This window comes from Sorangium sp. So ce363, from assembly GCF_051520435.1.
Lineage (GTDB): Bacteria > Myxococcota_A > Polyangia > Polyangiales > Polyangiaceae > Sorangium > Sorangium cellulosum_B.
On the sequence record NZ_CP150333.1, the window covers coordinates 6,646,205 to 6,666,305 of the forward strand.

General features: G+C 70.1%; 24 protein-coding genes. 18 read left to right on the top strand and 6 right to left on the bottom strand.

Features of this window, described 5'->3' with window-relative positions:
* Positions 1-134 precede the first annotated feature (134 nt).
* Entirely contained in the window at positions 135-683 is a 549-nt protein-coding gene (locus WMF12_RS24885) for an EF-hand domain-containing protein (protein WP_437849545.1), read from the top strand.
* Positions 684-691: 8 nt separating this feature from the next.
* Here the strand turns inward: WMF12_RS24885 and WMF12_RS24890 are convergent, their stop codons facing one another.
* Positions 692-1,267 (bottom strand): hypothetical protein, encoded by a 576-nt coding sequence (locus WMF12_RS24890; RefSeq protein WP_437849546.1) that lies wholly within the window; start codon positions 1,265-1,267, stop codon positions 692-694.
* A 381-nt stretch (positions 1,268-1,648) separates the two neighbouring features.
* On the opposite strand from WMF12_RS24890, the gene WMF12_RS24895 reads away from it, so the two are divergent.
* Positions 1,649-2,461, top strand: a complete 813-nt coding sequence (locus tag WMF12_RS24895) for a hypothetical protein (protein WP_437849548.1) — start codon at positions 1,649-1,651, stop codon at positions 2,459-2,461.
* Between the two features lie 210 nt (positions 2,462-2,671).
* Positions 2,672-4,186 (top strand): arylsulfatase, encoded by a 1,515-nt coding sequence (locus WMF12_RS24900; RefSeq protein WP_437849550.1) that lies wholly within the window; start codon positions 2,672-2,674, stop codon positions 4,184-4,186.
* A gap of 132 nt (positions 4,187-4,318) precedes the next feature.
* Here WMF12_RS24900 and WMF12_RS24905 read toward each other — a convergent pair whose 3' ends face one another.
* Positions 4,319-5,176 (bottom strand): hypothetical protein, encoded by an 858-nt coding sequence (locus tag WMF12_RS24905; RefSeq protein ID WP_437849551.1) that lies wholly within the window; start codon positions 5,174-5,176, stop codon positions 4,319-4,321.
* A 328-nt stretch (positions 5,177-5,504) separates the two neighbouring features.
* On the bottom strand, positions 5,505-6,011 hold the full coding sequence (locus tag WMF12_RS24910) for a hypothetical protein (protein ID WP_437849553.1): 507 nt from the start codon (positions 6,009-6,011) through the stop codon (positions 5,505-5,507).
* 272 nt (positions 6,012-6,283) lie between these two features.
* Here WMF12_RS24910 and WMF12_RS24915 point away from each other — a divergent pair, with 272 nt between their 5' ends.
* From WMF12_RS24915 to WMF12_RS24970, 12 genes are all read left to right on the top strand, one after another.
* Positions 6,284-6,685, top strand: coding sequence for a hypothetical protein (locus WMF12_RS24915; RefSeq protein WP_437849555.1), 402 nt, complete (start codon positions 6,284-6,286; stop codon positions 6,683-6,685).
* The gene (locus WMF12_RS24920; RefSeq protein ID WP_437849557.1) at positions 6,675-6,830 is read left to right on the top strand and encodes an HNH endonuclease; all 156 of its coding nucleotides are present in this window, start codon (positions 6,675-6,677) and stop codon (positions 6,828-6,830) included. Before WMF12_RS24915 ends, WMF12_RS24920 begins: the two co-directional genes overlap by 11 nt.
* Positions 6,827-7,498, top strand: a complete 672-nt coding sequence (locus tag WMF12_RS24925; RefSeq protein ID WP_437849559.1) for a glutathione S-transferase family protein — start codon at positions 6,827-6,829, stop codon at positions 7,496-7,498. Before WMF12_RS24920 ends, WMF12_RS24925 begins: the two co-directional genes overlap by 4 nt.
* A gap of 393 nt (positions 7,499-7,891) precedes the next feature.
* Entirely contained in the window at positions 7,892-8,134 is a 243-nt protein-coding gene (locus WMF12_RS24930; RefSeq protein WP_437849561.1) for an addiction module protein, read from the top strand.
* On the top strand, positions 8,131-8,424 hold the full coding sequence (locus WMF12_RS24935) for a type II toxin-antitoxin system RelE/ParE family toxin (protein ID WP_437739143.1): 294 nt from the start codon (positions 8,131-8,133) through the stop codon (positions 8,422-8,424). The genes WMF12_RS24930 and WMF12_RS24935 overlap by 4 nt, the downstream gene beginning before the upstream one ends.
* Positions 8,425-8,678: 254 nt before the next feature.
* Positions 8,679-9,287: a YdeI/OmpD-associated family protein gene (locus WMF12_RS24940; protein ID WP_437849562.1), complete on the top strand. Its 609-nt coding sequence runs from the start codon at positions 8,679-8,681 to the stop codon at positions 9,285-9,287.
* A 53-nt stretch (positions 9,288-9,340) separates the two neighbouring features.
* Positions 9,341-9,661 carry a VOC family protein gene (locus WMF12_RS24945; protein ID WP_437849564.1) on the top strand — a complete coding sequence of 107 codons (321 nt, stop codon included), beginning with the start codon at positions 9,341-9,343 and terminating at the stop codon, positions 9,659-9,661.
* A 137-nt stretch (positions 9,662-9,798) separates the two neighbouring features.
* Positions 9,799-10,941: a penicillin-binding transpeptidase domain-containing protein gene (locus tag WMF12_RS24950; RefSeq protein WP_437849566.1), complete on the top strand. Its 1,143-nt coding sequence runs from the start codon at positions 9,799-9,801 to the stop codon at positions 10,939-10,941.
* 56 nt (positions 10,942-10,997) lie between these two features.
* On the top strand, positions 10,998-11,630 hold the full coding sequence (gene nth / locus WMF12_RS24955) for an endonuclease III (RefSeq protein WP_437849568.1): 633 nt from the start codon (positions 10,998-11,000) through the stop codon (positions 11,628-11,630).
* 7 nt (positions 11,631-11,637) lie between these two features.
* Positions 11,638-12,321, top strand: coding sequence for a uracil-DNA glycosylase (gene ung / locus WMF12_RS24960; RefSeq protein WP_437849570.1), 684 nt, complete (start codon positions 11,638-11,640; stop codon positions 12,319-12,321).
* A gap of 7 nt (positions 12,322-12,328) precedes the next feature.
* The gene (locus WMF12_RS24965) at positions 12,329-13,093 is read left to right on the top strand and encodes a YkgJ family cysteine cluster protein (protein WP_437849572.1); all 765 of its coding nucleotides are present in this window, start codon (positions 12,329-12,331) and stop codon (positions 13,091-13,093) included.
* A 125-nt stretch (positions 13,094-13,218) separates the two neighbouring features.
* Positions 13,219-13,836: a glutathione S-transferase family protein gene (locus WMF12_RS24970; RefSeq protein WP_437739152.1), complete on the top strand. Its 618-nt coding sequence runs from the start codon at positions 13,219-13,221 to the stop codon at positions 13,834-13,836.
* 144 nt (positions 13,837-13,980) lie between these two features.
* Here WMF12_RS24970 and WMF12_RS24975 read toward each other — a convergent pair whose 3' ends face one another.
* Together WMF12_RS24975 and WMF12_RS24980 are read right to left on the bottom strand one after the other, a co-directional pair.
* A complete protein-coding gene (locus WMF12_RS24975) occupies positions 13,981-14,889 on the bottom strand; it encodes a DUF4351 domain-containing protein (RefSeq protein ID WP_437849574.1) in 909 nt (302 codons plus the stop codon).
* A 175-nt stretch (positions 14,890-15,064) separates the two neighbouring features.
* Positions 15,065-15,961 (bottom strand): phosphotransferase family protein, encoded by an 897-nt coding sequence (locus WMF12_RS24980; RefSeq protein WP_437849576.1) that lies wholly within the window; start codon positions 15,959-15,961, stop codon positions 15,065-15,067.
* Between the two features lie 84 nt (positions 15,962-16,045).
* Here WMF12_RS24980 and WMF12_RS24985 point away from each other — a divergent pair, with 84 nt between their 5' ends.
* Positions 16,046-16,951: a PP2C family protein-serine/threonine phosphatase gene (locus tag WMF12_RS24985; protein WP_437849578.1), complete on the top strand. Its 906-nt coding sequence runs from the start codon at positions 16,046-16,048 to the stop codon at positions 16,949-16,951.
* An 18-nt stretch (positions 16,952-16,969) separates the two neighbouring features.
* Here WMF12_RS24985 and WMF12_RS24990 read toward each other — a convergent pair whose 3' ends face one another.
* Positions 16,970-17,851, bottom strand: a complete 882-nt coding sequence (locus WMF12_RS24990; RefSeq protein WP_437849579.1) for an SCE4755 family polysaccharide monooxygenase-like protein — start codon at positions 17,849-17,851, stop codon at positions 16,970-16,972.
* Between the two features lie 356 nt (positions 17,852-18,207).
* On the opposite strand from WMF12_RS24990, the gene WMF12_RS24995 reads away from it, so the two are divergent.
* Positions 18,208-19,053, top strand: coding sequence for an aldo/keto reductase (locus WMF12_RS24995; protein WP_437849581.1), 846 nt, complete (start codon positions 18,208-18,210; stop codon positions 19,051-19,053).
* A 179-nt stretch (positions 19,054-19,232) separates the two neighbouring features.
* Positions 19,233-20,093, top strand: coding sequence for a hypothetical protein (locus WMF12_RS25000; RefSeq protein ID WP_437849583.1), 861 nt, complete (start codon positions 19,233-19,235; stop codon positions 20,091-20,093).
* Positions 20,094-20,101: the final 8 nt, after the last annotated feature.

Below are 20,101 nucleotides of genomic sequence, written 5' to 3' on the forward strand. Positions count from 1 at the left end.
CGAGGTGCCGTGGGCCACGGCCGCGCCCGCTGAAAAAAGATCGAGGGGCGCGTAGGGAGGGCGGCCCGGGGAACGTCTCACGAACAGAAGCCGGCAAGAACAGGCTGGCCCTTGCACCAAGGAGCACGACCCCCATGACCCTCGCCCTCTTCTCCAACAAGACCCACAGCGCGATCCGTCGCCTCGTCCTCGGCAGCTTCCTTGCCGCGGCCGTCCTCGCCGGCGGCGGAGCGGCCTACGCGGCGAACGGCGCGGGCGGAACGGGGGGCAAGCCGGCGCCGCACCAGGGCCAGGGCAAGGACGCCCACCGCCAGCACGGCCCGAAGGACCCGGCCCGCGTCATCAAGCGCTTCGATAAGAACGCGGACGGCAAGCTGACCGTCGCTGAGCTCCCCGAGAAGGCGCAGAAGCGGCTTGGCAAGGCGGACACGAACAAGGACGGCACCCTGTCGGCCGAGGAGCTCAAGGCGCACACCGAGCTGCGCATGAAGGACCGGGCGGCGAAGCAGAAGGCGCGCTTCGCCAAGAAGGACAAGAACGGCGACGGCTTCCTTACCAGGGACGAGGTGGGTGACAAGCGCTGGGAGCGGGTGAAGGCGGCGGACGCGAACCGCGACGGCAAGGTGAGCGCCGACGAGCTGCGCGCGGCGCGCCCCGCGCGCAAGCCGCCGGCAGCGAGGTAGCAGCGAGGTCAGCGCCGCGGCGCTGTCTCCTCGCCGGAGGCCGTCCCCTCGCCCGGCGCTGTCTCCTCGCCAGCGCTCGCTGCGGCCCCGGCGCCGCGCTTCCTCGGGCGCTTCGGAAACAGCGGGAGCTGCCGCTCCAGCACCTGGCTCCGCCAGGCGAGCAGGGTCTGCGCGCGCCGGCGCGCCGTCCCCTTCCCGATGCCCGCGGTGAAGCGGAAGATGCGCCGCGCGAGCGCCTCCCGCGTCGGCGCCGCGGGCTCGAAGAGATCCGGCGCGACCTCCTTCACGACCTCGCACGCGAAGATCGCGCGCCTCAGGAGCGTCCGCTCGTCGGCAGAGCCGGACGAGGAGGCGAGAAGCTCGCGTGCCGCAGGCGTGATCGAGGCGCCGTCGTCGCCGAGCCAGCCGAGGACGCGGGCAGCGGCGAGCGCATAGCCGACGTGCCGCAAGGAGATGCCCGTCTGCTCGGAGATCCGCTCCTTCTCGGTCACCCCGCCCGAGAGCGCCTCCAGCACGCGCCGCACGTTCGCGAGGTTGTCGGCCTGGGGGATCTCGGCGCTGTGCAACAGGCGGGTCGTCGGCATGGGCGGCAAGGAACCCCGGCCCCCGGCCGGGAGACGACACCATAGCGCGCCAAGGCACGGCGTGGGTCTCGAAGACGTCCGCCGGGGCCGGGCGCGCCGTCGCCCCATCTCTCCAGCGCGCACGCCGCGCCGGCCGGGCCGTGCGCGCCTGGTCCCTGTGCCAGAGCTGTCTGCGCCTGGCACACGTGGCGCAACGCGCTAGCGAGCGCGCTCGGGAAAGCGCCCGGATTGCGCGGAGCGCGCGATGGAACGGTTGCTGCCAAGTCTGCAAGGGCCGACGCTCGCGTCGAGCCCGCCGCGGCCCTCCGGGACATCGCGCCTGAAGGAGGGAGCGCTCCGGCTCTCCCCTTCACAGCGCCCTCGCGTGTTCCAGGTGCTCCCATGAGATCTTTCCTTCGCGCATTGACCCGCTGGCAAGCGACTCCCGTGTTCACCCTCGCGCTGCTCTGTATCCATTGCAGCTCGAGCGTCGAGGCGGACGCGATGGGCGGCGGCTCCACCGGCGAGGGCGGTGGCGGTAGTTCCACCAGCGAGGGGAGCGTCGACAGCACCTCGACCGGCGAGGGCGGCGGCGGAAGCTCGAATGGATCGGGCGCTGGCGGCTCCACAGGGGACGGGGGCGGAAGCTCCGCAGGAGAAGGCGGCAGCTCCACGGGGGAAGGCGGCGGCGAAAGCTCCACGGGGGCGGGCGGTGGCGGCGGGTGCCGTCTGCCGGACGACCCCGCGGTGTTCGAGATCGGGACCGGCGAGACCTGCTTCGAGAGCATCGAGGAGGGCGCCACGCTCCCGGTGATGGCGGGGCCCCAGGGGGGATATCACCTCTGGTTCGCCGTCGGCTGCAGCGATTGCGGCGAGAGGGTCCGCGTGCGGTACAGCGTCAAGGACCCTGCGACCGGGGACCTGTTCCCGCCGGGCGTGCCGCAGGAGGGGATGATCGAGCTCCTCCCCGGGGAGTTCCCGCACGCGTTCGGGCTCATCGCGTTCCTCCCCGGAAGGCAGTGGGAGCCGGACGCCGTGCTCAAGGAGGGCACCCACGTGATCCTCGCGGCGGAGGCGCGGAACGACGACGGCTCGACGAAGCACGCGGCGCAGGTGGAGGTCGTCCTCGGCGCCACCGTGGCCTGGGGGCTGCCGTGCAGCGACGATCCGGCGACCTGCGACGCCCCCGGCGGCGCGCCGTGCTGCACCGACTGAGCGATACGGCCAGAGGTCTCTGACGACCGGCCCTCCCTGGTGGAGATCGCCGCGCTCCCAGCTGCAGTGAGGACAGCGAAGCGAGGGCAGCGCGAAGGCCGCCGTCCACCACGGGATCACGCGGCCGTCGAGAGCAGATGCCATGTCCGGCGCGCCTGGTTGCGGGTTCTCCTGACTTGTCGGGTGTCGCTCGCGTGTCATTCCATCACCATGCCTACACCCGCCGCGGCCACTCCGAAGACGACAAAGAAGCCCGATGGCAAGCCCAACGTGCTCATCCTCAATGGAGACGACATCGGCATCTGGAACATCAGCTTCCATAACCGCGGGATGATGGGGTATCGCACCCCGAACATCGATCGTATCGCGGAGGAGGGCCTCGCCTTCACGGATTACTACGGTCAGCAGAGCTGCACCGCTGGCCGAGCCGCGCTCATCACCGGCCAGAACCCGCTCCGCACCGGGCTCACCAAGGTGGGTATGCCCGGCGCCGCGGTCGGCCTCCAGCCCGAGGACCCCACGATCGCCGAGCTCTTGAGGCCGCTCGGCTACGTGACCGGGCAGTTCGGCAAGAACCACCTCGGCGACCGGGACGAGCACCTCCCCACGAACCACGGCTTCGACGAGTTCTTCGGCAACCTGTACCACCTGAACGCCGAAGAGGAGCCGGAGCTCCCCGACTATCCGAAGGATCCATCGTTTCGCAAGCGGTTCGGGCCGCGGGGAGTGCTCCACTGCTTCGCCGACGGGCGCATCGAGGACACCGGCCCGCTCACCCGCGAGCGGATGGAGACCATCGACGACGAGATCACGGACCGGTGCCTCGAGTTCATCGAGCGCGCCCACCGCGACGGAACTCCGTTCTTCGTCTGGTACAACACGACCCACATGCACTTCCGCACCCACCCCAAGGAGAAGGTCCGGGGGAAGAGCGGCCAGGGCCCCTACAACGATGTGATGGTCGAGCATGACGAGTACATCGGCAAGGTGCTCGCCAAGCTCGACGAGCTCGGGATCGCCGGCGACACCATCGTCGTCTACACGACCGACAACGGGCCTCACTTCAATACCTGGCCGGACGCCGCGATCACCTGCTTCCGCAGCGAGAAGAACACGAACTGGGAGGGCGCGTTCCGGGTGCCCACGTTCGTGAGGTGGCCCGGGAAGATCCCCGCCGGCAAGGTGCTCAACGGGATCGTCTCCCACCAGGACTGGCTGCCGACGCTGCTCTCGGCGGCGGGCGTCCCCGATATCAAGGACAAGCTCCTCCACGGCCACCAGGCCGGGAACAAGAAGTTCCAGGTGCACATCGACGGCTACGACATGCTCCCCTACTTCACCGGGCAGGTGGAGGAGAGCCCGCGGAGGGAGTTCTTCTACGTCGGCGACGACGGTGATCTCCTGGCGATCCGGTATGACGACTGGAAGCTCGTCTTCATGGAGCAGCGCGCCACGCGCTTGCAGATCTGGGTCGAGCCGTTCGTCCACCTGCGGACTCCGAAGATCTTCAACCTGCGTCGCGACCCGTTCGAGCGGGCCGACGATGGGTCGAACACGTACTGGGACTGGGTCCTCGACCATGTGTTCCTCGTCGTGCCCTGCCAGGCGTACGTCGCGAAGCTCCTCGATTCGTTCCAGCAGTTCCCTCCCCGGCAGAAGCCGGCGTCGTTCAACCTCGACCGAGTGCTGGAGAAGCTCAACCAGAACCGCATCCACGGTGACTGACGACGGAGCGACGTGATCCTTCCCGCCGCCGCGGCGCGCGTCACGGCGAAGCCCCGCGAGCTCCAGCAAGATCCCCACGACCGCTTGACGCCGGCTCGCTCGGGATCACGCGCCGAGCGGCGGCGGCGTGGTTCAGAAGACGACGGCGCCGGGCGAGCAATACTGGTCGAGGAGGGGCGAAGGCGTCGCCGACACGTTGGCGTCGTCCACGTAGTACACGGCCGGTCCGCCTATCGTGTAGATAAAGACCTCGTTGTTGAACGACGTGCCGCAGGTCTGGAGGTACTCCCACTTTCCGGTCTGGGTCGAGGTCCTGGTGGTGTAACCCGTCCCGCCGCTGCCGAGCCCTATCGTCACCTGCCCGGTCACGGTATAGACCCAGACGCTGAACCGCAGGTAGGCGTTGTTCGGCGGCGGGCTGGCGGATGTCCAGTACTGCTGGGCGATGCCGCCGTTGGTCGTCGTCGCGGACACGAGGAGGCTGCGCTTGTTGGCGGTGTGCACGACGTCGGTCTTGAGCCATGTCGCGATGGCGCCGTAGTTCAGGTCATTGCTCGTGGCAGGCCAGGAGTCCGCCGCGGTGCCCCAGCCGGCGAACCAGGACGCGTTGGCGCTGCCATGATCGATGAAGCCCGACGGGATGCCGGCCTGCGCGTTCTCGAAGCCGGGGTTATAAAGCAGGTTGACGATCGGGAGCTGAAGGAGGACGAGGGACTGCGCGCCGCCGCCGGAGCTGACCGCGAGCTCTGCGCCGGACTTCCCGACAGGGCTCAGCGCCTGCTCGGAGAGGGCGTCCGCGGCCGGCGCGGTGTTCTGCGCGCCGATGCCTTCGGACGGCTGCACCTCCGCCGGGGCGCGGGCTGCCTCGGAGAAGGCGGCGGCCTCCTCGACGTCCATGAGCCCCTCGTCGTGAGGTTCGGAGCCCGAGAGGCAACCGGCGAGGGCAAAGGGGACAACGAGGCTGCTGAGGATGAATGCGGTAGATTTCATGGCGGGTTCTCTCCGGTCGGGGAATTGATGGATCGACGGACTGTGCTTCCTGCTGAGCACGCTGAGCACGCAGCGTGCCCGCTCGGCGGGCGTGGATTTGCGGTGATCTTGAGGGGGCGCTCGTGGAGCGAGCGCCGGAGCGGGAGCACACCAACCGTCCTGCTACAATGCTCCAGGCGCCGATGTGGAGGCTGTGGCCTGGAGGCCAGGACCTCCAGGCGCAGAGGCGTGCCTCTCCAGGAGGCCACGCCGGCGGTGCTGCCTGCAAGCGAGCGCCGCGTAGATGGAGGGCGCGCTGCGCTGGAGCGTGCCGTGGCGCTGCCGGGCTTCAGCCCGGCGGGAGCAGGGCGAGCAGCGCTCGGGCGGCGACCCTCTTGTCGAGGACAAGCACGCTCCGGATCAGCTTCGCGCTCCCGGTGAGCTTCTCGCCCAGCGCCTCGCCGGCGATCTCGAGCCGGCAGGCCAGGAGGCGCTGCGGGTAGCGGGAGAGGAGCGCGTCGCAGTCGCGATAGAAGCGGGTGCTGCCGTCGCTCGCGAGAAAGAGGATGCGGGACGCGCGGGCGTTCTGCGGGCTCTCCGGTGCCCTCCTGGCCGCGGCGTCCAGCCCCTTCTGCTCCCTGGCGAGCTTGTCGGCGATGAGCTCGAGGCCGTGGCAGGCGTGCTCGGCCGCGAGCGCGCCGCGGAGCTCCGCGGCCAGGGCGTCGGTCATCGGGAGCGTCGCCACCTGGTTCCGGCCGCTCTCCCACAAGAGACCCGCGTGCTTGGTGAGGAGCTCGGACACCGCGTCATGGCGCGGATCGGCGACGAGATCTTTCGGCAGCTTGAGCACAGGCACCTCTGCGCGCACCCTACCAGACCCGGCGCTCGGCGACGACCGCCGCGGCGGCGAGCCTCCCGCACGCGGGCCCGTCGGACCAGGCCATCCCTCCCGGCCTGGTCCGCTGGCTTCGGTTGACCAGTCGACTACTCGTTGAGCCGACGATGATACCGATCATGGCAACGCAGAGGAGAACGGCCGGCTGCGCGTCGCGCTGCGCCTTGCACCGCCGAGCTTGCTGGCCTCGACGGCCCATCGTAAACTAGGATATGGCCGTTCAAGCCGTTACCGTGAACTTGCCCGAGCCGCTGTACGAGCGGCTGGCTCGCCGCGCGCAGAAAACGCAACGAACCGTCGAGTCCGAGCTCGTCGACGGGGTGGCGACCTCCCTCCCTGACGAACCCGACGAGCTGCCGGTCGACATGGCGGAGGCCATCGCCGCGCTGCACTTGCTAGGTGACGAGGATCTCTGGCGGGCCGCCAGGCAGAGCCTCGCCCCGGAGAAGGCAGCAGACCTTGAGGATCTGCACATCAAGCGCCAGAGCGAAGGGCTCTCCGCGTCGGACGTCGAGGAGCTCGCGACGCTCATGAAGGAGTACACGCGCATCATGCTGGTTCGTTCCCGATCTGCCGCGCTGCTCAAACAGCGAGGTCATGACATCTCGGGGCTTCACCAAGGACATGAGCCGTAGCTACATCGGGAGGGCGCTGCGTGAGCAGGTCGCCAGTGAGGCGCGCCATCGCTGCGGCCACTGCCTGATCTCGGCGCGTATTATCGGCACGCCGATGGAGATCGACCACATCATCCCTGAGTCGCTGGGCGGATCTGCAGAATGAAGATTCAGCTTTACTACTATCCCGGCAACGCGAACCTCGCGCCACACCTCCTGCTGCAAGAAGCGGGCTGTGACTTTGAGCTCGTGCTCGTCGATCGCGACCGGCGCGAGCAAAAGAGCGCGAACTACTTGCGTCTCAACCCCAACGGCGTGATCCCCACGCTGGTTTGTGGCGAGCTCGTGCTCTTCGAATCTGCGGCGATCTGCCTGTACATCGCGGATCAATACCCGAGCGCACGGCTGATCCCACCTCTGGGGTCAAGCGAACGAGCGCATCTCTACAAGTGGCTCTTCTTCCTGAGCAACACGGTGCAGCCCGCGTACGTGGCTTACCGCTACCCAGAAAAATACGCGGCAAATTTGACCCAAAGCGACGGCGCACAGCCTACCAGCGGGGCTGTCGACGAGGTGCGAGCCGCGGCGGCGGCGCGAGCCATGCAGGCCTTTGAGGTCATCGAGAACGCCTGGGGCTCCGGGCCCTTCATGCTGGGCGAAGCATATTCGGCGTGTGACGCCTATCTCTATATGCTGACCTGGTGGGCGCGGAAGTTGCCACGACCCCCGCATCGGATGGAGCGCATCGGTGCCTGTATCGACGCTGTTGGACGACGTTCCGCGACGCAGCGCGCGTGTGCAGCCGAGGGCATCGAAGTTCGCTTCGAGACCTGAACGCGGTGCGCGAGAGCACAAGATAGAAACCATGAGCGGAAAGCTGCATAGCGAAGCGTTGCAGCAGACGGTCGCCGCCGGTCGCAGATGCTCCTGTGGCGCCCGCAGCTGAACGCCGGTGCGTGAGACTGGAGAATTCAGCCAGAGGGAGGTCTCGTCGGTCGTACTCCCGACCGCTCTCTCCGTCCCGTGCGCGGAGCGCAGGGTTGTCTCTGCTCTGCCCGCGCGTGTGGGCCGAGCCCTCTCGGCCGGCACGACCCCGGACAGGCGCGGGTACCGCAGAAGATGCTGGAATTATTGGATAATCGGACGAAAATGGCCCACGAACATCCTGGCATGAGGCACTGCCCGCCGGGCGTGATCTCCGGTGGAATTTGCGGTATAATTTCGGATATGACCCTCCCCGCGATGCCCCCTCCAGGTTTCGACGACCTCTCTCCCGCTGAGAAGCTCGATTACCTACAGGCCCTCTGGGACCGCGTGGCGCTCCATCCTGAGGCAGTTCCCGCCCTGGAGTGGCATCGCGAGATCATCGCTGAACGCCTGGCGGCGCACCGAGCTGGTCAGGGTTCGAGCCGCTCGTGGGAGGAGGCCCGCCGAGACCTGCTCTCGCGCCTGCGCGCCGCGCAGCGATGAGACGGCTTGAAATCCGCCAGGAAGCGGAGGTCGAAGTCTTCGACGCTGCGCTTCGCTACGAGCGGGAGCGGCGCGATCTCGGATTCCGATTCGAGTCTGAAGTGGATGTCACGATCCGCCGTGCCATGGAGAATCCTCTCCAGTTTCCTGAGATCGAGCCCGGCATTCGTCGCGCACTGGTTCGAATCTTTCCTTACGGCGTCTTCTTCGTGCTCGAAGAACCCTTGGTGCTCGTGATAGCGGTGCTTCACCTGCACCGCCATCCGGACGCGTGGAAAGAGCGGCTGTGAGCACCGAGATGCGTATAGTGGCATTCTCGATCTAACAATTCGCCGGTGCCGACACCGCTCCGCGGCGCTGCACCGCGCATCTCTTGGGCAGACGGGCAGACAGAAAGGCGAGTTGTAGACGCAGGCGCTGCTCGGCCGCCATGGGCAACGTTCGATGCTCTCACTGTCGAGGGAAAGCTCTGGTACGTGCAGAGGACCCGGCGTGCCGGCTCCCTTGGATCCTTGATCGATAGGCTTCAACCAGGACCTTTTTCATGGCGCCGATCATTCCCAATCCAGACAAGATCAAGAGCTTCCCCACCGAGGCAGCGTTCGAAGCCTGGATGGCCGCGAACCACGCCCGCGAGACCGAGCTGTGGCTGAAGATTCACAAGAAGGACTCGGGCGTGCCGACGGTCACCTACGCGCAAGCGCTGGACGTGGCCCTGTGCTGGGGCTGGATCGACGGCATCCGGAAGTCGTTCGATGACCTCTCTTTTCTGCAGCGGTACACCCCTCGCAAGGCGAGGAGCGTCTGGAGCCAGATCAACACGGATCACATCGCGCGGCTGACGGCGGCCGGCCGGATGACCCCGCACGGCCAGCGGCAGGTCGACGCCGCGAAGGCAGATGGCCGCTGGGAGGCCGCCTACGCCCCCATCCGCAGCGCGACCGGAGCCACCATTCCCGACGACCTTCGCGCGGCCATCGAGGCGAACCCACGGGCGCGCAAGACGTTCCAGACCCTGGGGCGCCAGAACCTCTTCGCACTGGCGTTTCGCATGAACAACATCAAGACGCCCGCCGGGCGCGCGAAGAAGATCGCGGCGCTGGTGGAGATGCTGGCGCGCGGTGAGACCATCGCGCCGGAAGGGCAGCGCTGACCTCGGTCAGCGCGCGCGGCTCCCCTCCAATGAGCGTGCAACGTGTTGCCTACGTGGTCCTCCGATGCGCAGACCTCGAGCGCTCGCGGCGGTTCTACGAAGGCCTTGGCCTGCGCTTGTCCCCGGAACAGCACGGCAACGGAGCGAAGCACTACTCATGCGACGTGGGTGGGATGATCCTCGAGCTCTATCCGCTCTCGGACAGGCCGACGTCCGGCCTCCGCCTGGGGCTCGTCGTCTCCGACCTCGATCGGATCCTGGAGTCGCTCCGAGCGCTGGGCGCGGTGGTCGGCGCCACCGGCTCCGAGGGCAGCTCGCCCGTGACGGTCATCGATCCCGATGGCCATCGGATCGCCCTGGAACAAGAACGCTGAGCCGCTCCAGGGCAAAGCCGGGGCGCGGGCGCTGCTCCTCATGAACCGCTCCCCCCTCCTCCTTGGGCGACGAGGTACCCGTCGCGAACGCCGCGCGGAACTTGGCCCTCCCGCGCGCCCCCTGGCATCTCCGCGGGGTGCGATCGCGTCTCTTCCTCGCGCTCGCCGCCGCGATCGCCGTCGGGATCGCGCCGGCGACGGCATCTCCGGCGCCGCCGGGCGTCCGAAAGCTCCACGTCGAGGCCGGCGCGGTCCACGCCACGGTCGGCGCGTCGGGCAAGCAGGTGCGCCTCACGCTCGATCCCGAGCTCCAGCGCGCCGCCGAGCGCCTCCTCGCCCGCTCCGGCGCCCCCGAGGGCGCCATCGTCGCCTCCGACGTCCGCACCGGCCGCATCCTCGTGTGGGCGAGCCGCGGAGACCGGGACTACGTCGCCACCCCGCTCGCCCCGAGCGCGAGCCTCTTCAAGATCGTCACCGCGGCGGCGCTGCTCGAGGGCCGCAAGGTGAACATCGCCACGCCCGTCTGCTACACGGGCGGCATGAGCGCGATCACCGCGGCTGATCTGCAGGGCCGCGGCGCCACCTGCACCGTCTTCGGCGAGGCGCTCGGCCGCAGCATCAACGGCGTCTTCGCCCGCCTCGCCGGCCAGCACCTCACGGCCGACGACCTGCGCAACAAGGCCCGCGACCTCGGCTTCGACGGCGAGGTGCCCATCGACATCCCCGTCGCGCCGAGCGCCGCCCACGTCCCGGCCGACGGGCTCGGCCTCGCCCGCGCCGCCGCGGGCTTCTGGAGCGGGCGGCTCAGCCCGCTCGGCGCCCTGTTCGCCATGCAGACGATCGCCAACGACGGCGAGCGCGTGCGCCTCTCGCTGCTCGCGCCGCCGGGCGCGCAGGAACGCGGGGACGCGGGCGCGCTCGCGCCGCGGAGCACCGACGGCCGCGGCCTCCGGGCCGACGTCGCGCGCACCCTCCGGTCGATGCTCGAGGTCACGACGCGGCGGGGCACCTGCGCCAAGGCGTTCCGCAAGCCCGACGGCACCCGCGCCCTCGGCACCATGCCCGTCGCCGCCAAGACCGGCACGCTGGTCGGCGGCAGCCCGTCGCGGATGTTCTCGTGGTTCGCCTCGTTCGCGCCGTCGGATCGCCCCGAGATCGCGGTCTCCGTGATGCTGGCCAACGACATCGCGTGGCGCACCAAGGCGAACCTCGTGGGGCGCGAGCTGCTCGAGATCTACTTCGGCCGGAGACGCCCGGGGCCCGTGGCCCGGCGTCGCTGAGGGGCCGAGCCCCGCTGACGGGCGGCCCGGGGCTGGGTTACGCTGCGACGACCCCCATGAACGCCCGAGACCGCATCCCCCTCCTCCTCGAGCAGCTGCGCAAGGAGTACCCCGACGCGCGTTACGAGCTCGACTGGAAGACGCCGCTCGATCTGCTCGTCGCGACCATCCTGGCCGCGCAGTGCACGGACGAGCGCGTCAACCGGGTGACCGCCGCGCTCTTCCCGAAGTACCCGACGGCGCAGGCGTACGCCGACGCGCCCACGGCGGAGCTCGAGGAAGAGCTCAAGCCGACCGGCTTCTACCGCCAGAAGACGAAGACGGTGCAGGCCACGTGCAGGGAGCTCGTCGCGCGCTTCGGCGGCGAGGTGCCCGCGACCATGGCCGATCTCACAACGCTGCCGGGCGTGGCCAGGAAGACGGCGAACGTCGTGCTCAACACGGCGTTCGACATCCCCTCGGGGATCATCGTCGACACCCACGTCGCCCGCCTCAGCGGGCGCATCGGCCTCTCGAAGCGCGAGAAGCCCGAGCAGATCGAGGAGGATCTGATGAAGATCGTGCCGAAGGACCAATGGACGTTCTTCGGCCCTGCGCTGGTGCTGCACGGCCGTTACACCTGCGTCGCCAGGAAGCCGAAGTGCGGGGAGTGCCGGATGAGCGAGTTCTGTCCGAAGGAAGGGGTCTGAACGAGAGATGAAGATCGATCTACCTGCCTCGTGGGAGCGCGTGCTCGCCGGAGAGCTCGAGCAGCCGTACTTCAAGAAGCTGGCGCGCTTCGTCGAGGACGAGCGGAAGGCGCACCAGGTGTTTCCGGCGGAGGAGGACGTCTTCGCCGCGTTCAAGCTCACGCCGTACGAGAGCGTCCGCGTGCTGCTCCTCGGCCAGGACCCGTACCACGACGACGGGCAGGCCCACGGGCTGTGCTTCTCCGTGCGCCCGGGCGTCACGCCGCCGCCGTCGCTGGCCAACATGTACAAGGAGGCGGTCTCGGATCTGCCGGGCTTCACGATCCCGAGCCACGGCTGCCTCACCACGTGGGCCACGCAGGGCGTGCTGCTGCTGAACACCGTGCTCACCGTCCGGGCGCACACGCCGAACTCCCACAAGAACCAGGGCTGGGAGTCGTTCACCGACGCGGTCATCAAGAAGGTCAACGACAGGCCCGACGGGGTGGTGTTCGTGCTCTGGGGCGGCCACGCGCAGAAGAAGGCGAAGCTCATCGACGCGAAGCGCCACACGGTCATCAAGACGGCTCATCCCTCGCCGCTGTCGGCGAGGAACGGCTTCTTCGGCAGCAAGCCGTTCTCGACCATCAACAGCGCCCTCCGCGCCCGCGGCGCCGACGAGATCGACTGGCGGCTCCCGGAGACGGCGTAGCGCCGCGATGACGCGGCGGAATCGCTCCCTGCCGCTCGCCCCCGCGACGCGGTACACCCCCGCCATCCTCGAGGGGATCGCCGACGGGGAGCGCGCCGCGCTCGCGCTGTCGCTCGCCACGCGCACCGAGGCCGGCGCGGTGTCGGCCGCGGCCTCGGCGCTCGCGCGGGCCGAGGCGCTGCAGGGGGCATCGGTCGCCGCCGAGCCGCCCGATCGGCCCATCGCCTGCAGGGCCGGCTGCGCGACCTGCTGCGTCAGCAAGGTGCTCGTGCTGGCGCCGGAGGTGCTCCGCATCGCGGCCCACCTGCGCGCCACGCGGAGCCAGGCGGAGCTCGCCGCGCTGGAGGAGCGCGTCCGGGCCGCCGACGCGGCGACGCGCGGGCTCTCCCGCCTGGAACGCGCCGAGGCCGGCGTCCCCTGCCCGCTGCTCGACGAGCGTGGCGCCTGCTCGATCCACGCTGTCCGCCCGATCGTGTGCGCGGGCTGGAGCTCCCTCGACGCCGCCGCGTGCGAGCGCCACTTCGCCGCGCCCGCGTCCGTGCCCACGGCGCCGATGCACCGCCCGGGATACGAGGTCGCCAACGCCGTCCTCGCCGGCCTGGGATGGGCTGCGAAGGAGCAGGGCCTCGACGCCGCGCCGCTCGAGCTGATCGCGGCCCTGCGCATCGCGCTCGATCGCCCGAACGCCGGCGAGCGGTGGCTCGCGCGCCTCCCGGTCTTCGCCGCGGCCCGCGACGCCGAGTGGCAGGAGGATCGGCGGCGCGAGGGCTGATCGCGCGCCGCGATCGGCCCGCGTCATCAGGGCGCTCGCGGTCGGAGAAATCCGTTTAGGCTAGCGCGCCGCGGAGGTCGCCGCCGGTCGGCGCCTCGCGACGGAACACAGGATAAGGAGACACGATGAAGATCTACGGACATCCCATGAGCACGTGTACGCGCAAGGTCCTGACGGTGCTCGCCGAGAAGGGCCAGGAGGCGCAGTTCGTGCTCGTCGACCTGATGAAGGGCGCGCACAAGCAGCCCGAGCACCTCGCGCGCCACCCCTTCGGCGTGATCCCGGTGCTCGAGGACGAGGACTTCACGCTCTACGAGTCGAGGGCGATCATGCGTTACCTCGATCACAAGCTTCCGGGAGCTCCGCTGACGCCGACCGAGCTCAGGGCCAGGGCGCTCATGGATCAGTGGCTCAGCGTGGAGCAATCGTACTTCGCCACCCCGGCGGTCAAGATCGTCTTCCAGCGGGTCTTCCTGCCGATGCAGGGCAAGCCAGGCGACGAGGCGATCGTCGATGCGTCCAAGGCCGAGGTCTCGAAGGCGCTCGACGTGGTCGAGAAGGCGCTGGCCGGCCAGGAGTACCTCGCGGGCTCGAGCTACTCGCTGGCCGACATCTCGTGGATGCCGTACCTCCAGTGTCTCGTGGTGTCGAAGGTCGAGGACCTCATCACCGATCGGCCGAACGTCGCGGCGTGGTGGAAGCGCATCAGCGCGCGTCCCGCCTGGGTGAAGGTGTCGTCCTGACGCCTGCCGGCCTGCCCTGAGCGGGCGTCTTCTGCTCAGAACGCAACGGGGTGGTCGGCGACGCCGGGGACGCCGGTGCATCGCTGGCGCCCCTGCGCGGCCGCGCTGCCGGACCGCCGGGCGCGGCGGGCGCTCCTCGGCCCTTCAGCTCGGCGCGCCGAGCACCTCGTCGAGCGTCCGCGCGCCGAGCACCCGCTCGCCCCACCGCTCGAGCTCGGCCACGTCGGCTGCATCGATGCGAGCGACGACGGCCGCGGGCAGCTCGCCGAAGCGGGCCCGGAGCTGCCGCAGCAGGAGGTTGCGCCCCCCTTCCTTCAGCCCCTCGTTGCGCAGTTTTTGCTGGTAATCCTCGAACCACGCCCGGATCTCTGCGCTCACGTCGTCCTCCTCGCTCGTCGCCTGCTCATCGAGCCCGAGCCGAAAATGTACCAGGAGAGGCGTGGCGACGCTCCTCTCCCAAGCGTCCTCCGGCATCGCCGCCAGATCGGCGAGCGCCTCGCGCAGCACGCGCCCGGATCCGAGCAGGCGCAAGAGCAGCGTCTCCTGCGTCCGGGGCAGCTCGGACAGCACGACGATGCGAAGCGCGAGCCCCGGCGCCGCGTGGGACACGCCGGGCTTCGCCTTGCGGCACTCGTACGCTGCAAGCACGCTCTCCGGCCGGCCCGAGCTGATGACAACGAGCGCAGGGAAAGCCACGGCCGGCTGGGTCGATGCGTCGGGTTCCGCATCGTTCGACGAGGCGCCGACTGGAGACGCTTGCGCGCGGGCCCGGCGTTCGAGCTCGTGATACCAGGTGAGCTGCTTGCGCAGACACGAGCGGACCTGCCGCAAGCCGGGCGTGCGGTGAAACGGCTCGAACAGGCTCGGCTCCGCGGAGAGCTCGCCCAGCAAGCCCATCCCGGCGCGCTCGGCGTCCCGCGCCGGATCGGGCACGCTGTAGACATCGATCTTCTGCGTCGCCGCGAGCACCTCCACCTCCGTCTCCGGAGACGAGGCTCGGCTCAGCGCCTCGCGCAGAATGTTCTTCGCGAACTGGTCAGCGCCGTTGTGCATCGGCGTCGCACCCTAACCGCATCACGGAGAACTGCCCACAAGATAGAGCGGAAGATGAGCGGCAAGCATGCTTACGCGTGGAGCTCTGTGCTCATCACGAAAACGACTCTCCAAGCTGCGGTGCCCGCCAATGACGACTGCGGAGCCATGTCGGGTTCGGCGTCTTCAGGCCGCCTCATCTCTCGCTTCCCCCTGCGGTCTGAAGGATGCGGCCACAGACGTCGGCCGCCCGGCGCGAGCCAGGCTCCGCCCCGTCGAGGAGCCCCACCAGGTTGAACAGGTCGAACGCCGCGGCCCAGCGCTCGAACCCCTCGGGAAGCGGCGCGCTCTGGCGGTAAGCGCCCGCGAACGCCGCGACGAACTCGCGCCCCGGACTCCAGCGCAGGAGCTGGCCGACGTCCATCAGGCTCGGTCCCGCGTACGCGAACTCCCAGTCGAGCACGAGGAGCTCACCCGACGACAGCCAGTGCAGGTTCGACGCCTTGAAATCCCCGTGGAGGAGCACGGGCGCCGACGCCAGCGCGCGCAGCGCCTCCGCGTTCGCGTCGAGGAACGCGCGCACGCGCTCGCTCAGCTCGCCGCGCAGAGCAGGAGCCAGCCTGTCGAGGACCGCGTCCACATGACCCCGCAGCGCGCCGATGCAGTCGGCGAACGGCACGGACACGGCGAGCTCCGGCCCCAGGAAACCCGCGCTGTCGTAGCCGACGCCGTGAATCTCCGCGAGCGCGCGCCCGACCGCAGCGCCACACGTCGCGGTGTCCTGGAGCGGTCCGTGGGGGACGTGCTCGAGGACGAGGAAATCCTCACCCGCCGACAGGACCGCCGGGACGCGGAACGACCTCCAGCCCCGCGCGAGCAGGCTGGCCTCCTTCGGCGCCGCGCTGGCGTCTCGGCGGTACACCCGCAGCACGCGCCCGGCGCCGAGGCGCACGTTCACGTTGGCGTGCCCGCCGGAGAGCACCTCCGCTTCGCCGGTGAACGACCGGACCCGCCGCTCGATCTCGGCGCGCGCGAGGGTCTGGACGTGCGCGGCGCGCTCCCACGCGCGCTCGGGGTTGGGGAGCAGCCTCATGCGGTCTCTCTTCATTTCAGGCACGAGGCGCGCCGCGCGTCGAGCGCCCTCCCTCGGACAGCGCCCCCGCGGTACGATGCGCGCATGCCCGTGTACCGCACGTCCGCCGTCGAACACGCCGCGGCGGTCACCGTGGCGGCCCGGACCGACGTGGGCCTCAGCCGCGAGCACAACGAGGATACCTTCCTGATCAGCGATCTCGCGCGCGGGCTCGCCCATGGGCCCGCGGCCGCCCAGGCGTCCGTCGAGCCGCCGCTCGCCCTGTCGCTCGGCGTCTACGACGGCTCCGGCGGCGCGTCGTCCCCTGACGCGGCGAGCCGGCTCGCCGCGCGCATCGTCCACGCCATCCTCACCCGCTCCGCGCCCCGATCGAGCGACGCCCTCGAGCGGAGCCTCCTCGAGGCGATCGGCGAGGCCGGGCGCGCCGTCCGCGACAACGCCCGCCGGAGCTCACAGCACCGGAACAGCGGCACCACGGCGACCGTGGCCGCGCTCTGCGATGAGCGCCTCCTGCTCGCGCAGGTCGGCGACAGCCGCGCCTACCTCCTCCGCAGCGGCGTCCTCACCCAGCTCACCCGCGACCAGACCCTCCTCCAGTCGCTGCTCGACAGCGGCAAGCTGCGGCCCGAAGAGGCCGCCACGTTCGAGCACAGGGGCGTGATGCTCCAGGCGCTCGGGCTCCGCGAACACCTCAGGATCGCGCTCTCCGCCGTCGAGCTCCGCCGCGAGGACACCCTGCTGCTCTGCACCGACGGGCTGAGCGACCTCGTCGACGATCGGCACATCGCCGCCGCGCTCGACGCCCACCCCGACCCCGCGGCGGCCGCCAGCGCCCTGATCGACGCCGCGCTCGCCGCCGGAGGCCGCGACAACGTGACCGCGCTGGTCACGCGGTTCGACGGCCCCTGGCTCGCCCCGCCGGCCAGCGACCGCGCCACGGAGATCATCGAGATCGCCAGGTTCGCCGAAGGGCCGACGCGCCGCTCCTGACGGCGCGCCGGCTCGCGATCACGAGCGCCGCGACCCGCGACCGGCAGCGTCCTGCCGCGGCGCCAGCCGGCCTCGCCTCCGCCCGCGCGCCGCGAGCGCGAGGGCGGCGAGCGCGCCGAGTCCCGCCGAGATCGGAGCCCCGCCCGCCGCGCCGCCGAAGCTGCACCCGCCGTCGTCCTCCGCCGCGCCAGATCCCTCGTCAACGCCAGCGCCCGTCGTCGCGCCCCCGCCCGTGCCCGCGCCCGCCCCTGTCGTCGCGCCCCCGCCCGTGCCCGCGCCCGTCGTCGCGTCTCCGCCTGCGCCCACCGTGGCGCTGCTGCTCGCGCTCGCCGCCGCGTCCCCGCCCGCGCCCGTCGCGCCGCCGCCCGTGCCGGCGCCGGAGCTCGCGGCGCTCGTCGCGGCGCCAGGGTCGGAGGACTTGAGCACCAGATCCGCACAGCGGTAGTACAGGGTGGCCGGCCTCCTGTCCGTCATGACCTGGATGAGCTGAAGCGTGCAGTTGTCACACTCCACGTCCGGGAGCGTGACCTCCGCGGAATACGACCCTCCGCGCTTGTCGGCGATGCCGTCGAGCAGGCAGCCCTTGTCCACCCCCGGCTCGCAGAGATCGTTCTCGTTCGCCGGCTCCGGGAAATCATCGAAGCCGTCGTCGTCGAACATGATCCGGAAATGCCCGGGGTGATCGATCGTCTCGTTCCACGTCACCGTGATGGTCTCGCCCGGCTCGAACACGGTGACGGTCTCGCCCCGCGCATCGCCGCGAGCACCGCAAGGCGCCACCTTCTGCTGGTCGTCCGCGTGCCTCGGCGCGGGGGACGTGAGGTCGATGTGCGCGCGGCTCACGCCAGCGAACGACATCACGGCGGCCAGTACGAACGATCCCATCAGCATGCAACGCATCGATCCACCTCCTCGGAGCCCGCGGGCAGCGCAATCTACACAGCGGCTCATCGTCTGTCTGCGACGTCCTCAAGCACGGAATTTTCCACGAACAGGGCGCCAGTGACCGACGTCGCGAACCGCCGGACTCAGCCCGGTGAAGGCGCTCGGGCTTGCTTTTCGTGGTGAATTCAGCGATCCCACCTGGGGCGGAGGGGCGCCTCTGCAACGCCGATCAGGTAGAAACGCTGTGTCCATGCGGCTCTCCGTGAAGGGAGGCCAGCACGGACCGCGTGGGGGTGGGGCCCCGCCGGCTCTGCCGGCGGGGCGGGGGCGGCGCGTGCCGCCCCCGGTGACAAAAGCGGAGGTTCATCATCATGGAGCAGCGCGCACTCGGTTCTACTGGCGTCACGATCCCGGTCGTCGGACAGGGCACCTGGCAGATGGAGATGGACGATGAGGCGGCCTGCATCGACGCCATCCGACGGGGGATCGACGCGGGCATGACGCACATCGACACGGCAGAGATGTACGGCTCGGGCGCTGTCGAGGCGCTCGTCGGCAAGGCGATCGCCGGCCGCCGCGACGAGGTGTTCCTCGCCTCCAAGGTGCTGCCCAGCAACGCGAGCTACGCCGGCACGATCGCGGCGTGCGAGCGAAGCCTGGAGCAGCTCCGCACCGACAGGCTCGACCTCTACCTCCTCCACTGGCCCGGGTCGCACCCGCTCGAGGAGACGTTCCGCGCCTTCAAGGACCTGAGGGACCAGGGCAAGATCCGGTATTTCGGCGTCAGCAACTTCGACCAGGCGGAGCTCTCGAAGGCGATCGCCATCGCCGGAGCGCGCGAGATCGCCTGCAACCAGGTGCTCTATCACCTGCTCGAGCGGTCGATCGAGCACCGGGTGCTGCCGCTCTGCGAGCGGCACGGCATCGCGGTCGTCGCCTACAGCCCGTTCGGCTCGGGCCGGTTCCCGGCGCCGGACAGCGCGGCGGGCAGGGTGCTCGCGTCCGTCGCCGCCGCCCACCGCGCGACGCCGTGGCAGGTCGCGCTGCGCTTCCTGCTCCGCCGCCAGCCGACCTTCGTGATCCCCAAGGCCGCGAACGCCGCCCACGCGCTCGACAACGCGGCCGCGGGCGATCTGCGCCTCAGCAGCGAGGACATCGCCCGCCTCGAGACGGCCTTCCCGCTCGGCCGGGATCGCGGCGTGCTGCCGACGCTGTAAACCGGGCGGTGAGCTGATGAAACCGTGAGAACGCCAGAAGACACCGAGGTTGGAATTCCACCTTGGCGTCTTCTGGAATCTTGGCCGTTTTCTCCTTCAGGAGCTTCGCGAGCCCCGCGTCGTTCCGCCGAACGGCATGGCCGCTCTTGGCGGGCCGGCGCGCATGCCATACTGCGCGTATGAGCCACGCGCGCCTATCCTCACTTCTCTTCGGGCTTCTTCTCGCCGCCTGCGACGGCGCGGTCGAGATACCCTCCATCAGCGGCAGCACCGGCGACAGCGGTAGCACCGGCGACGGCGGCAGCACCGGCAACGGCGGCAGCACCGGTGACAGCGGCAGCACCGGCAACGGCGGCAGCACCGGCGGCGCTGGGGGCTCCGCCAGCTCGACCTCGAGCGGCGCGACACCGCTCGCCTGCGGAGGGCGCAGCGGGGGGACCTGCGGCGCGGAGGAGCTCTGTGACTTCCCCGACGACTCGTGCGGAACGTTCGACACCCTAGGCCGGTGCACCCCCCGGCCCGGGGGGTGCCCGGAGGACTGCCCGGGCGTCTGCGGGTGCGACAACCAGTTCTACTGCAATGCGTGCGCTGCGCAGCAGGCCGGGGTGGATGTCTCGGCGAATGCCTCCTGCATCGAGCCCGAGGTCGGCCGCTACACCGCCTCTTACTGGCCCGGCGGGTACGATCATCTCACCATCTACAAGGCCCGGCCAGAGGCGGACCTCTGCGTGACGCTCTATGCCGAGGCGCCGAGCAGGCAGTCGCCTGCGGGCTTCGACATCGTCACGGTCCCGGAGATGTGGAGTGTGTCGCGCATCCTGATGAGCAAGGGGGCGGCCGACTGCACGCCGGAGGGCCTGGGCTCCGCTGGCGCGGCCGTGAGCGCGACGGGCGCCACCGGGAGCCTGACGATGGAGCTCCTGCCGGGGACAGCCGCCCCGTGCACCGTCGACGTGGACATCACCGTGACCTTCCCGGAAGACCCCGCGACCGACCACCTCCGCGCGACGGACCTGATCGTGGACGCCGGGTGCCAGTAGCGGCCGCC